Genomic DNA, 14,275 nt, shown 5'->3' with positions numbered 1-14,275 from the left:
AAGGTTACGCGCACACGCGTGCGCTTCAAAATCGACTTGCCGCCGGCATAGGCTTATCTACCGCTGCACCCGGTCCCTTCTAAACCACCCTGTGCCCTTCAATGGCATGGCAGAGGGAACCGCACGCATGACCACAACACAGACACACGCCAGCCTGGATGCCCACCTGGGGCCATTGGTGGTAGGCGAGCTGAAGATCAATCGCACCACATTGGCTGAGATGGGCGCGCGCGTACAGGGCATGCCCGTCAGTCCCCATCACCTCAAAGGGCGCGAAGCCGATCAGACGCTGATCGATTCGATCCGCTTCCCCGAGGCCGCGCTCAAGCAATTTCTCGGCCTTCATCCTACGCTCAGCGACAGCAGCGCCAACCTGCTGTTTGAATTTGCCAGCCTGCGTTCGCTGCAAGCGCCGCCCTTGATGCAGTCGATGCCGAATGAGGCGCTCAAAGGCTCCTGGCGAAAGCTCGACAGCCTGCTTAACGCGGTCCAGCGCATCAACCTAACCCAGACAGCCCGCCTTGAGGGCGTGCCACCCTGGGCGGACGTCGCAAAAAGTCGGGGCCTGTCGACTGTGGCGTATGGGCTGCAACTCTATGGGTACTACAGCGCGATCAATGCGTTGGTCGAGGCGATCCAGCAGGGTGATATCGAGCAGGTGCTGGAGACCGGTTCTGAACTGCTCGCGGAACTGACCGCTGGCGCACTGGAAATCGCGCTGGAGTCACTGGGCACACGGATGCTGGGTAACGGTGCCCGGCTGCTCAGAGGCTTCACCGTCAGTTCGGCGGGCCAATTGTTGCGTCGGGGGGCAGGGTTGTTTGCCTTGGCCCTGACATTGCCGTTCGACATCAGCAATGCCGTCACTTCGCTCAAGCAAGCGATAAAAACCAGCGGCAAAGAAGCCTTGGATCATTACGTCAGCGCCGGTTTCAGTATCGCCAGTGCCACCTTGGGTGTAGTGCTGGGCATCGCTGCCCTGGCGGGGTTCAGCTATACCGGCCCCTTGGGTATCGCTGCCGCCGTGGTGCTGATTGTGGGTGCGCAGATTTATGGCGCGGCGCGCCAGGTGGACGAGATAGATGATTACATCGAACTGAGTACGCATGAGCGACTGCGGGCGGGGTGGTTCACGTTTCTCGGCAAGGCACTGGATAAGGACGTTCACGACCGCTACGTCGTGGCCAAGATGGACAAGACCTACGCCATGCAGCTGACGTCTCAGGCCGAGGCTTGGCTGAAGGGGGCGCTCAAGGGCACGGTGCAGGCCGTGGTCAATGGTGCCTACGTGGTTCGCTTGATCCCTGCCCTGGGTTGGAAGCACCAATGGCACGAGGCGCTGGGGGAGTTGCCGTACGTTGATACCACGCAGCTGGGTGTCAGTGATGCGGACGACGTTATCGATGCGTCTTCGCTGACTGTTGATGAGTTACCCGGTGTAGTGAAGGGCCAGGCTTCTGCGGATGCGGGCGTTCTCTGGCGGTTGGGGGGCGGAAACGACGATGTAAAGGGCGTGGGCAACCTGCCGAATTTCTTTGCGTACGGCGAGGGCCATAAGCAATTGACCGGCGGCACGCGCGACGATCAGTTCCTGTTTGATATTCCTGCGGGCACCTTTAGCGCCAAGTCGAGTGAAAAACCTGCCAGTACGCTGCGCGGCGGGGAGGGCAACAATACGCTGCACCTGCTGAACACCAGCCAGTATCCCGAGGACACCCAGGGCTATGGGATCGACCTGGAAAAAGGCAGTGTGACCAGATTGGATGATGCCGGGCAGGCGATGGTTGTGGAGGCCATCGTAAACGTCTCGACACCAGCAGGCGTGGCCAGCCAGGTCAAGGGTTCGGCCGCCGCCAATATCTTGATCGCCCAGGGCGAAAACGACCGGGTCGAGGGCGGCCTCGGCGACGATATTTTGTTGGTGCAGGGTACATACGCCTGGGTGGATGGCGGCGCGGGCAAGGACCGTTATGTGATTGCCAGCAATCGCGGCACGGTCACCTTGCAGGAGCAGGATTGGCACGAAGACAGCCTGGTCGAAATGCGTTGGGAGGCGGCTGCCATTGCCGCCTGGAGTATTCGCGATTGCGCCCTGATCATCCTGTCACGACGGGGTGAAGACGGTGAGCTGGCTGAGCGTGAAATCAAGATTGAGGGCGTGTACACACGTGAGTCTGGCAAACGGGTGTTGAGAAACAACCGTCTGCGTTTCATCACGGCAGACGGCTACACCTTGGTGCCGGTGCTGGCGGCTGAGTTGGCTGAACAGGATGCCAGCGCGGTAACGGTCGCCTTGCACGGCCCGCGTGACGGCCCCGAGCTGCGAAACCTGCTGGGCGAGGGGGAGTTTGTGGTGCCTTCCGGCCAGGCCAGTCGCTGCTTCATCCTGCGCGGACCGGCGCAGAAAACCGTGCGCGTGCCGCTCAAAGGCGATGTCACGGCGTGTACGTTGTACCTGGACTATGACGCGTCGGAGTTGGTCCATGTGCAGGCGCGTTATCACGTGACGTGCCGACGGCTCGGAAATTTCGATGAACTGACGTATGGGCGCGTGGCCCTGACCCTTGGCTTTTGCGACGGTAGCCGCCTAGTCGTACAGGACTATGCCAGCGATAGAACTGGGACGCGTACCAATGTCGCCTCCAGCATCATGGCCAACCGCTTGAAACTCGATTGCCGGTTTGTGCTGATTCTGCGCGATGGCGTGTCTTATCGGCTTGACCCAGTGCCACAACACTATCTGCAGGATCGCGCTGAACCCGGCTTGAAGACCCTGGATGGGCGCGTCGCATTGTTGCTTCGGGCTGGGGTGTATCCGTTCGTGCGGCCACCGGTTGGCAAAGGCGTGCATTTGCAGTCGCTGCCGCAAAAGGTTGTGATTCCTGCGCCACCCCACCGGCAGGACTACGTGCTGCTGGGGCGCTCCTCGACGTATGAAGTCATCACAAGCCCCAGGGCAACCCTCTATCTGTCGACACCTGGGGCCTTGTCCAAGACCACCGATGCCTCTTCCTGGCAAGTGCGTACGGAGCCCCTCGAACACGGGCAGATCAGCCTCAAGGGGACGACATTGACCTTGGGAGACTTGACGCTGCACCTTCCCGACAGCACCGACCCGGATATCCCGCTGGAGCGCGTGAGCATCCATACCAGCGACGGGGATGTCTACGCAGTGCGCCAGGACTTGGCCAGCGTGTACCCGTCGCAACTGAACCTGCATTTTTGCACCACCGTTGCCGCTGCCTGGGCGCATTTGCAACGCTTGCGCCAGTTCCTTTCGCTGATGGTACGCACGCTGCGGGTGATCGGCCTGGGCTTGGCCGGTGACGAGCAATCAGTGATTTTTTACGACGTGCTGGGCGATTGCTGGGGGCTGGAGTCTGACCCTGCACGCGTAGTGACCCCTGCACAATTGGTGATGAGGCCTGCAACGCTATGAACAAACCACCCAAGTCGTCTTCTGCCGACACATCCACCCCTGCCCGGCGTACGCCCACAGGGGATACCTCTCGGGATTTTGCCGTGCCGCATCCGCGAGCCGTTGGCATTCCTTCCTCGCCTCGGTCTGAAGGCAGCGAGGCGCTGGTGCAGGCGCAGGTGCCAAGCCTGCTTGAGCTGCCTGATTTTGCCCCGACGGCTCCGGTTGCGGTACTGGTTCCACAGAGTGCCGCGCTGGGCGAGCCTTCGACCACCGGGGTGCGTACGTACAATCAACGTACTTACCTGAACCTGGACAGCAACGAGACGATCCTCGCGGTCTACGATGCCGCCACCGGCGATTACCGTGAGCGCCTGCCCCATGCGCTGCACGCCAGCGGTCCTGTGTTACACCCGGTGCCGGGTTCTTCGACGTGGAGCCGATTGGCGCCCGGCACGTCCCTCAGCACAGCGTCGGTGCCGTTGCCGTCCGTGCGGGTGACCGGGCGCCTCGACCTCCGGTGGGCGCTGGCGGACTACCAGGTGCACGGCCCCGCTGGGCACGCAACGCCTTCGATTGCCGGCAAGCGCTGTTTTTCGACCCCGTCGGGTGATTATTGTTTTGACCAGGCGGGGTTGCCTAAATCTGATGTTGAGAAAATCGATGCGCAGGGCAACCGCAAGTTCTGCGGGAAAATCGAAGAAAATGCAGTGATCCAGATCCATGGCGAAATGTTGCGCAGCTACCTGCTGCTCGACGGTTCGGTGTGCCGTAGTGGTTTCGACTCGGTTAGAAGCATGCGAACGGTGTGTGCTGACACGAGTACCGGCTTACCCGACATCTATATCGAAACCGGCAGTAGAATCGGCGCCTGGGTTCCGGAACTACGGATCGACGCTATCACCGACATCATTCGTGATGCGCGGCGCCTGCTGGGTTATACCCCAGACGGTGGCTCTATGGCCGTCGGGGGCATGTCGGAAAGTAATCGAAACACCTACTGCTACCTGCGCCAGTACGCACGTCAGCTCATTGCCTTCAATACCCCCTCCATCAGCAGCGCACCGGCGCTGGAGCAGGGGCGGCTGATCGACGCGCATATCTGGCAGCATGGCTACCCCTACGACACTCTGCGTGCTGCTGTCGCCGCCAAGGCCAACGCCCAGACGCTGCACGTTGGGCTGCCCCAGTTCGATGCATTTCAGGGCATGGGGCTGGTGAGTTCTACGCGCGAAGGTGGGTTCAACATCAATGCCGTGGCGGCCAGTGATCAGCTTCATTACCCGGTGCGCTCACGCACACCTGAGCTGGATGTGCTGCTCAATGAGTGGCGGGCGCTGGACAAGCGTGATCCGACGCGCGGGGCAAAGAATGAGCAGTTGTATCGGGTTTTCCTGGCCAGTGAGGGCTACCGGATCATTCCAGGAGGCAACTACCGCGGCGGGCAGAGCGGTTTTGATCTGGTGTTCGAGGGCCCAACGGACGCGGTGTATTTGCTGGAGGTCAAGCACGTCTCAACATCCCGCAGTGGCCGTTTTTCCAATGTGAACATGGCGCGGGTCAACCCGGACTTCCAGATGGAGGACGGTTGGATCAACTTTACGTTGCGCACCGAGGCTGGACGCAGCGAGGCGGGCAGGCGGGTGCAGCAGGCCATGCGGGATAATCGACTGTTCAAGGTGATCGGCGCGACCACGCCAGAGGGGCGGCTGTTGCTGTTTTTGGTCGATATGAGGCCGGTGCGCCTGTAAAGCGTGCCGCCCCTTTGTGCGGGGCGGCAGTTTCAGGTCAGGACAGGAACCCCCCATCCACATTCAGCGACACACCCGTGGTGTAGCTGGACGCATCACTGGCCAGGAACAACACCGCACCGGCCATCTCGCTCGGGTCGGCAACGCGCTTGAGGGGGATTTGCGCCAGGGCCATTTTCAGGATCGCGTCGTTCTTGACCAGCGCCGAGGCGAACTTGGTGTCGGTGAGGCCGGGCAGCAGGGCGTTGCAGCGGATGCCGAACTCGGCACATTCCTTGGCGAACACCTTGGTCATGTTGATCACCGCGGCCTTGGTCACCGAGTAGATGCCCTGGAAGATGCCCGGCGAAATGCCGTTGATCGACGCCACGTTGATGATGCTGCCACCGCCGTTTTCGCGCATCAGCTTGCCGGCTTCCACCGACATGAAGAAATAGCCGCGAATGTTCACATCCACGGTCTTCTGGAATGCACCCAGGTCGGTGTCCAGCACGTTGCAGAACTGCGGGTTGGTGGCGGCGTTGTTAACCAGGATATCCAGGCGACCGAACTGCTCGCGGATGCCGGCGAACACCTGGGTGATCTGCTCCATTTCGCCGATATGGCAGGCAATGGCCGTGGCCTTGCCGCCGTCGGCGATGATCGCGTCGGCGACGTGCTGGCACCCTTCGAGCTTGCGGCTGGACACGATCACATGGGCGCCTTGCTGGGCCAGCAACTTGGCGATGGCCTCGCCGATGCCACGGCTGGCGCCGGAAACGAAAGCGATCTTGCCGTCGAGGTCGAACAGATGGGTCTTGGACATGGGAGTTCCTTGTTATGGGCGATCAGAGCGCGGATTTGCCGATGACATTCAGGCTCATCTGCTCCAGCAGCTTGTTCATCTGGATGAACTGCGCAAAGCGTTTGTCCTGGGTCTGGCCGTGGAAGAAACGGTAGTAGATCTGCTGCACGATGCCGGCCAGGCGGAACAGGCCGTAGGTGTAGTAGAAGTCGAAATTGTCGATCTGGATGCCGGAGCGCTCGGCGTAGTAATCGACAAACTCGCGCCGGGTCAGCATGCCGGGGGCGTTGCTGGGCTGGCGGCGCATCAGTTGCACAGGCGCCGGGTCGGCTGCTTCGATCCAATAGGCGAGGGTATTGCCCAGGTCCATCAGTGGGTCGCCCAGGGTGGTCAGTTCCCAGTCCAGTACGCCGATGATCTGCATCGGGTTGTGCGGGTCGAGAATCACGTTATCGAAGCGGTAGTCGTTGTGCACGATGCTGGAAGTGGGGTGGTCGGCTGGCATCTTGTCGTTGAGCCAGGCACGTACGGCCTCCCAGCGTGGGGCGTCGGGGGTCAGGGCTTTTTCGTAGCGGTCGCTCCAGCCACGGATCTGACGCGCTACGTAGCCTTCGGGCTTGCCCAGGTCGGCCAGGCCGCAGGCGGTGTAGTCCACCTGATGGAGTTCGACGAACTTATCGATAAAGCTCTTGCACAGGGCTTCGGTCTTGGTCGCGTCCAGACCCAGTTCCGGCGGCAAGTCCGAGCGCAGAATAATGCCGTTGACCCGCTCCATTACATAGAACTCGGCGCCAATCACCGACTCGTCGGTGCAATGCACATAAGCCTTGGGGCAATACGGGAAACCGTCCTTGAGCTGGTTGAGAATGCGGTACTCGCGGCCCATGTCATGGGCAGACTTGGCCTTGTGGCCAAAAGGCGGGCGGCGCAGGACGAATTCCTGGCCGGGGTACTCCAGCAGGTAAGTCAGGTTGGACGCGCCACCGGGGAACTGGCTGATGGTCGGCGTGCCACTCAAGCCCGGGATATGGGCCTTGAGGTAGGGATCGATCAGGCTGGCATCAAGTTCTTCGCCTGGGCGAATCTGGGTCGATTGGTCGTTCAGCGCCATGCTTATCCCTTCTGCTTATTCTTAAGGCCTTGGACTATTTCCTAATCTAATGCGCACAGCCGCCCAGCGACAAGGTCGGGGCGGCTTAATAGGTTAGCGTGTTGGATGATGATCAGCGTGCCTGATCGGTCATTTTACGGCCGCGGGCAGGGCGACCGGGGTGAGCACGGGACGCCCGGCGAAGTACTCCAGCAGATTGTCGGCCACGCGCTGCACGGTGTCGTGGGCGGCCTCCGGTGAAAGGCCGGCCACATGGGAGGTGAGCACGGTATTGCTCAGGCGCTTGAGGGCGTCGGGTACCTTGGGTTCATCGTCGAAGACGTCCAGGGCGGCCCCACCGATACGCCGTTGCTCAAGGGCCGCCACCAGGTCGTCGGTGACCACCACGCTGCCACGGCCGATATTTACCAGGTAGCCATTGGGGCCCAATGCATCCAAGGCATGGCGGTCGATCAGATGGCGAGTGCTGGCGCCGCCGGGGGTGGCCAGGATCAGGAAGTCCGAAGTCCGTGCCAGTTCCACGGCCGTGGCGCAGTAGGTGTAGTCCACATCATCCCGGGGTTGGCGATTGTGGTAGCTGATCTCCATGCCAAACCCCAGGGCCGCGCGCTTGGCGATCTCCAGACCTACGGCGCCAAGGCCCAGGATACCCAGTTGTTTGCCACCCAGGGAAGGGCGCATGACTTTCGGCCACTCGCTGCGGCGCACGGCGGCGTCGGTCTGGGGAATGCCGCGCACCAGTGACAGCAGCAACGCCATGGCGTGATCCGCCACCGACGGTGCGTTTACCCCGGCACCGTTGGTGACCACGATCCCACGGTTGCTGGCGGCCTGCAGGTCCACATGCTCGTAGCCGGCGCCGATCACGCAGATGATCTCAAGCAGTGGCAGGGCGGCGATCTCTTCGGCGTACAAACCCAGCGGCCCACGGGTCAGTACGGCCTTGATCTGCCCACCGTGGGTCTTGATGGCCTGGGCACGTTCGGTTGGCGTGGGCGCCAGAATGACGTGGAAGTCATTGCTTTCGATGATTTGCAGGTATTCGTTGATGGTTTCAACTAGGACCAGAACGGTGGTGGACATCGGCAGGCTCTTCCTGAAGGGTTGGAGGGGGGCAGTATGTGGGAATGTTTACCGTAGGAGCGAGCTTGCTCGCGAAAAAACGTCAACGATAACGCGGGAAACCTGGATACCCGCAGTGCCTGTGAGTTCTTCGCGAGCAAGCTCGCTCCTACAGTATCTACAGACTTAAAACTCGACTTCGTACGTTTTTACTCGTTTTGCAAACGCCCCGGCCAGCGTTGCATTGTGATGCTCGATAATCGCCTCGGCCTTCAGCGCCGGGGTGTCCATGCAACTATGGCCGTCTTCCGGTAGCACCACGCGAAAGCCCAGTTCTACCGCCACGCGGCAAGTGGTGTCGATGCAGAACTGGGTTTTCATGCCCACGATCACCAGTTCTTTGACCTGTGCGGCGTTGAGTTGCTGCGCAAGATCTGTACCGAGAAAACAGCTGGGGCGAGTCTTGTTGAACAGGCGATCGTGAGACTCGTCGACCTCCAGCCCGTGACACACCTTCCACAGCGGGCTACCCGCTGCAATGGGCGAGCCTGCCGGGCCGGTGTGTTGGGCGACGAAGATGGGGGCGTTGGCCTTGCGGGCGCGTTGAATCAACTGATTGATGTTGTCTAGCAAGCGTTCGCGGGCGTAGGGCTTTTCCGGGCCGTCGTAGAGGCCAGTTTGCATATCGATGATCAGCAGGGCGTCAGCCATGGTGTTGCTCCTTGTAGTTGCCTGGCGGACGGCGCAATAAAAAGGCCCCGTCCATTGCTGGCGGGGCCTTGGGTTGAATCTGTGAAGTGTCTAGCTCAAGCACCCACAGCCACCGCGCGACCCGCCAAAAGCGGTCGTGGTGGTGGTACGGGTGAGTTGGTGCTGAATAAAGTTCATGGGCCGATCATGCTAAGCGCGGGGCTATGTTGTCAACAAATGTGTCTAAATTAAACTCCGCGCGTCGATGCGCCACGCCACCGTTCCTCAGCTAAGTCTTTGCTTATTCACAAGAATCCCGGACAATCGCGCCCCTTCTATGTCCAGGGCGCTGCCTGTCAGGTATTTCTGACTCGTCCTGGCCGTGTAAATGCGGAGATCCCACCGGATGAATGATCAGGCCAATAGCGTCGACGAACGCTATGCAACGACACCTGCAACGCTCACAAGCTGGAGCCGCCAGGACACCACCTGGATGCTGGGCCTGTTTGGCACCGCCATCGGCGCCGGTACTTTGTTTTTGCCCATCAACGCTGGCCTGGGGGGCTTCTGGCCGCTGCTGATCCTGGCGGTGCTGGCGTTCCCGATGACGTTCTTTGCCCACCGTGGCTTGACCCGGTTCGTGCTGTCCGGTCGTGAAGGGTCGGATATTACCGATGTGGTCGAAGAGCACTTCGGCCTCAAGGCCGGTGCACTGATCACCTTGCTGTACTTCTTCGCGATCTTCCCGATCCTGCTGATCTATAGCGTGGCGCTGACCAACACGGTCAGCAGCTTTATGGAGCATCAACTGCACATCATGCCGCCGCCACGGGCGTTGTTGGCATTTGTGCTGATTCTCGGCCTGTTGGCCGTGGTGCGCTGCGGTGAGCAGGTGATCGTCAAGGCCATGAGCCTGATGGTGTATCCGTTTATCGTGGCCTTGCTGTTCCTGGCCGTGTACCTGATTCCCCATTGGAATGGCGGCATCCTCAGCACCGCCAGCGTAGTACCGGCGCCGTCCGCGTTGCTCAGCACCCTGTGGCTGGCGATTCCGGTGATGGTGTTCTCGTTCAACCATTCACCGATCATCTCGGCCTTTGCGGTTGACCAGAAGCGCCAGTACGGTGCCAACGCCGATGAGCGCAGTTCGCAGATCCTGTCCCGCGCGCACCTGCTGATGGTGGTGATGGTGCTGTTCTTCGTGTTCAGCTGCGTGCTGACCCTGTCGCCGGCGCAACTGGCCGAAGCCAAGGCGCAGAACCTGTCGATCCTGTCGTACCTGGCCAACCACTTCGACAACCCGACGATCGCCTTTGCCGCGCCGTTGATTGCGTTCGTGGCGATTGCCAAGTCGTTCCTGGGCCACTACATCGGCGCCAGCGAAGGCCTCAAGGGCCTGGTGCTCAAGACCGGTCGCCGTCCGGCGCCGAAGACGCTGGACCGTATGACCGCCGCATTCATGCTGGTGGTGTGCTGGATCGTTGCCACGCTCAACCCAAGCATCCTGGGTATGATCGAAGCCCTGGGTGGCCCGGTGATTGCGTCGATTCTGTTCCTGATGCCGATGTACGCGATTCGCAAAGTGCCGGCTATGGCCAAGTACCGTGGGCAGGCTTCCAATGTGTTCGTTACGGCGGTAGGCCTGGTGGCGATTACGGCGGTGGTGTATTCGCTGATTCCTTGAGTCGTAGTACAGTCGTTCGGGCTGCGCGGTTCTAAATGTGGGAGGGGGCTTGCTCCCGATGGCGGTGTATCAGTCACAGTAGTGCTGACTGATCCAATGCTATCGGGAGCAAGCCCCCTCCCACATTCGTTTTGTTGTGTTGCTAATACTGTATTCCAGGCATAAAAAAACGCCGCGTATCTTGCGATACGCGGCGTTTTTATTGCATCAACACCTTAGGCTTGAATCACCGGGATGTTGGCGCTTGCTGCGATCTTGCGGAACTCGGCGATCTGGTCGAAGTTCAGGTAGCGGTAGACGTCGCTGGCCATGGTGTCCAGTTTCGCTGCGTAGCCCATGTACTCTTCGACAGTCGGCAAGCGACCCAGGGTGGAGGCAACTGCCGCCAGCTCGGCCGAGGCCAGGTAGACGTTAGCGCCGTCACCCAGACGGTTCGGGAAGTTACGGGTCGAAGTCGACACAACGGTCGAATTCGGCTCTACCCGCGCCTGGTTACCCATGCACAGCGAGCAGCCCGGCATTTCCATGCGTGCGCCAGCTTTGCCGTAGATGCCGTAGTAGCCTTCTTCGGTCAGTTGGTGAGCGTCCATCTTGGTCGGCGGCGACAGCCACAGACGGGTAGGCAGCTGACCCTTGACCTGTTCCAGCAGTTTACCGGCAGCGCGGAAGTGACCGATGTTGGTCATGCACGAACCGATGAACACTTCGTCGATCTTCTCACCGGCAACGCTCGACAGCAGACGGGCATCGTCCGGGTCGTTTGGCGCGCAGAGGATTGGCTCGTTGATTTCCGACAGGTCGATCTCGATGATTTCGGCGTATTCGGCGTCGGCATCGGCTTCCATCAACTCTGGGTTCTTGACCCAGGCTTCCATCGCTTGGGCGCGACGTTCCAGGGTACGTGCGTCGCCGTAGCCTTCACCGATCATCCAGCGCAGCAGGGTGATGTTGGAGTTCAGGTACTCGGTGACGGAGTCTTTGGACAGCTTGATGGTGCAACCGGCGGCCGAACGTTCGGCCGAGGCGTCGGACAGCTCGAACGCTTGTTCCAGCGTCAGGTCGTTCAGGCCTTCGATCTCCAGGATGCGGCCGGAGAAGGCGTTCTTCTTGCCTTTTTTCTCTACAGTCAGCAGACCCGATTGGATCGCGTAGTAAGGAATGGCATGAACCAGGTCACGCAGGGTGATGCCAGGCTTCATCTTGCCTTTGAAGCGCACCAGGATCGATTCCGGCATGTCCAGTGGCATTACGCCAGTGGCTGCGGCAAACGCCACCAGGCCAGAACCGGCCGGGAACGAGATGCCCATCGGGAAACGGGTGTGGGAGTCACCACCGGTACCCACGGTGTCCGGCAGCAGCATGCGGTTCAGCCAGCTGTGGATGATGCCGTCGCCTGGACGCAGCGATACACCGCCACGGGTCATGATGAAGTCAGGCAGGGTGTGGTGGGTGGTCACGTCGATCGGCTTGGGGTAAGCCGCGGTGTGGCAGAAGGACTGCATCACCAGGTCGGTCGAGAAGCCCAGGCACGCCAGGTCTTTGAGTTCATCACGGGTCATTGGACCGGTGGTGTCCTGGGAGCCCACGGTGGTCATCTTCGGTTCGCAGTAGGTGCCAGGACGAACGCCTTTGCCTTCTGGCAGGCCGCACGCCTTGCCGACCATCTTCTGTGCCAGGGTGTAGCCCTTGCCGGTATCGACAGGTGCTTCAGGCAGCTTGAACAGGTCGGTTGGGCCCAGGCCCAGTTCGGCACGGGCCTTGTCGGTCAGGCCGCGACCGATGATCAGCGGGATACGGCCGCCGGCGCGAACTTCGTCCAACAGCACCGGGGTCTTCATTTCGAAGGTGGTGATGACTTCGTCGGAATCGTGTTTGCAGACTTTGCCAGCATGCGGGTACAGGTCGATCACGTCGCCCATGTTCATGTTGGTGACGTCGAATTCGATTGGCAGTGCGCCAGCATCTTCCATGGTGTTGTAGAAGATTGGAGCGATCTTGCTGCCGAAGCAGAAGCCGCCAGCGCGCTTGTTCGGCACGTAAGGTACGTCGTCGCCGAAGAACCACAGTACGGAGTTGGTCGCCGACTTACGGGACGAACCGGTACCGACCACGTCACCCACGTAGGCGATCGGGAAGCCTTGGCCGCGCATCTCTTCGATCTGCTTCATCGGGCCGGTCTTGCCTTGCTCGTCCGGCACGATGCCTTCGCGAGCCATTTTCAGCATGGCCAGGGCGTGCAGCGGGATGTCGGGACGGGACCAGGCATCAGGTGCAGGGGAGAGGTCGTCGGTGTTGGTTTCGCCGGTAACCTTGAATACGCGCAGGCTGATCTTGTCGGCCAGGGTCGGGCGGTTCTTGAACCACTCGCCGTCGGCCCAGGACTGGATCACGGCTTTGGCGTGCTCGTTGCCGTTCTTGGCTTTTTCGGCCACGTCGTGGAACGCATCGAACATCAGCAGGGTGTGCTTGAGCTGAGCGGCAGCAACCGGTGCCAGCTCGGCGTCGTCCAGCAGCTCGACCAGGGTCACGATGTTGTAGCCGCCTTGCATGGTGCCAAGCAGTTCAACAGCGCGTTTCTTGTCGATCAGGGGGGAAGTGGCTTCGCCCTTGGCCAGGGCAGACAGGAAACCGGCCTTGACGTAGGCAGCTTCGTCAACGCCTGGTGGAATACGGTTGGTGATCAGGTCAACGAGGAATTCTTCTTCGCCAGCCGGGGGGGCCTTCAGCAGCTCGACCAGGCCTGCGGTTTGTTCGGCGTTAAGCGGCTGGGGAACGATACCCAGGGCTGCACGCTCTTCGATATGTTTGCGGTAGGCTTCAAGCACAGTTATTACCCTCATCAGTGGTCCCACGGGACGCTCATCCAGAAATGAACGGCACGCATGCGCTCGGGGGCTTTTTGGGCCGCAAAGCCAGCGCTGCCGGCATTCCTCACAGAAGCTGCTTTCAAAGTTTTACGCCTGCAGAACGGAGCTGATGAGGGTTGGCGAGGGCATTGACCTACCGAGTCATTGACCATCGCCAACACCGTTCTGAAGGAACGACTGTGCTCGTGACGCTTTGAAAACAGCTTCCAGCGGATTATTGGCGCCTTACAAGGCCGGATGATTCTACGGCAAAAAATTTCTAAAGGTAAGTTGCCTTGGTAAGTTTGCAGGGTGATCAAGGTTAGACAAAGGGCTAACATGGCGCATTGTTTCGCTGATTTGTGTGCTGTTGCCCATGTCCAACCAAACCATCAAGACCCCCTGCGTAGGCCTGTGCTCCACGGTCTACGGCGACCTCGTGTGCCGTGGCTGCAAGCGTTTCCACCACGAGGTGATCCAGTGGAACGGCTACAACGAAGAAGAAAAACGTGCGGTGTGGCTGCGCCTTGAACAGCTGTTGGTGCAGGTGATGGCCGGTAAAGTCGAGGTTTTCGACCCCAAGATGCTGCGTGGCCAGTTGGAACAGCGCAAGATTCGCTTTGTGCCGCACCAGTCAGAATATTGCTGGGCGTATCAGTTGATTGCCCGGGGCGCGCGGGTGATTTCCAATCTGGAGGCGTATGGCATGGTGTTGTTGCCGGAGTTTCGTGAGTGGGCCTTGCCGGATTTGCGTGATGCGGTTGATCGTGAGTTTTTTATTTTGTCCGAGGCCCACTACCAGCGCTATATCGCGCCGGGGTTTCTGAAAGATGTGTTTGGTGCCTGACACCACACAGAACAAATGTGGGAGCGGGCTTGCTCGCGAAGGCGGCGGGCCAGTCGACATCTTAGGTGACTGACCCACCGCC

At 60.4% G+C, this 14,275-nt stretch carries 9 protein-coding genes; 4 read left to right on the top strand and 5 right to left on the bottom strand.

What is annotated here, in order from left to right; genetic code table 11:
- Positions 1-127 precede the first annotated feature (127 nt).
- A complete protein-coding gene (locus DYL59_RS08000) occupies positions 128-3,439 on the top strand; it encodes a calcium-binding protein (protein ID WP_238340644.1) in 3,312 nt (1,103 codons plus the stop codon).
- Complete coding sequence (locus tag DYL59_RS07995) at positions 3,436-5,169, top strand: hypothetical protein (RefSeq protein ID WP_135288685.1); 1,734 nt, start codon at positions 3,436-3,438, stop codon at positions 5,167-5,169. Before DYL59_RS08000 ends, DYL59_RS07995 begins: the two co-directional genes overlap by 4 nt.
- A gap of 37 nt (positions 5,170-5,206) precedes the next feature.
- On the opposite strand, the gene DYL59_RS07990 is transcribed toward DYL59_RS07995, so the two are convergent.
- The 4 genes from DYL59_RS07990 to DYL59_RS07975 form a co-directional block, all read right to left on the bottom strand.
- Complete coding sequence (locus DYL59_RS07990; RefSeq protein WP_135288684.1) at positions 5,207-5,974, bottom strand: SDR family oxidoreductase; 768 nt, start codon at positions 5,972-5,974, stop codon at positions 5,207-5,209.
- A gap of 22 nt (positions 5,975-5,996) precedes the next feature.
- On the bottom strand, positions 5,997-7,064 hold the full coding sequence (locus tag DYL59_RS07985; RefSeq protein ID WP_135288683.1) for a phosphotransferase family protein: 1,068 nt from the start codon (positions 7,062-7,064) through the stop codon (positions 5,997-5,999).
- Between the two features lie 129 nt (positions 7,065-7,193).
- Positions 7,194-8,147 carry a 2-hydroxyacid dehydrogenase gene (locus DYL59_RS07980; protein ID WP_135288682.1) on the bottom strand — a complete coding sequence of 318 codons (954 nt, stop codon included), beginning with the start codon at positions 8,145-8,147 and terminating at the stop codon, positions 7,194-7,196.
- A 165-nt stretch (positions 8,148-8,312) separates the two neighbouring features.
- Positions 8,313-8,837 carry a cysteine hydrolase family protein gene (locus tag DYL59_RS07975; protein ID WP_135288681.1) on the bottom strand — a complete coding sequence of 175 codons (525 nt, stop codon included), beginning with the start codon at positions 8,835-8,837 and terminating at the stop codon, positions 8,313-8,315.
- 385 nt (positions 8,838-9,222) lie between these two features.
- On the opposite strand from DYL59_RS07975, the gene DYL59_RS07970 reads away from it, so the two are divergent.
- Entirely contained in the window at positions 9,223-10,500 is a 1,278-nt protein-coding gene (locus tag DYL59_RS07970) for a serine/threonine transporter (protein WP_135288680.1), read from the top strand.
- Positions 10,501-10,715: 215 nt separating this feature from the next.
- Here DYL59_RS07970 and acnB read toward each other — a convergent pair whose 3' ends face one another.
- Positions 10,716-13,325, bottom strand: a complete 2,610-nt coding sequence (acnB, locus tag DYL59_RS07965; protein WP_135288823.1) for a bifunctional aconitate hydratase 2/2-methylisocitrate dehydratase — start codon at positions 13,323-13,325, stop codon at positions 10,716-10,718.
- A gap of 397 nt (positions 13,326-13,722) precedes the next feature.
- Between acnB and DYL59_RS07960 the strand changes: the two genes are divergently transcribed.
- Positions 13,723-14,193, top strand: a complete 471-nt coding sequence (locus DYL59_RS07960) for a DUF1289 domain-containing protein (protein WP_135288679.1) — start codon at positions 13,723-13,725, stop codon at positions 14,191-14,193.
- Positions 14,194-14,275 lie beyond the last annotated feature (82 nt).

The organism is Pseudomonas kairouanensis (assembly GCF_004682055.1).
Taxonomy (GTDB): Bacteria; Pseudomonadota; Gammaproteobacteria; order Pseudomonadales; family Pseudomonadaceae; genus Aquipseudomonas; species Aquipseudomonas kairouanensis.
This window is presented reverse-complemented; position numbering and strand designations above follow the sequence as displayed.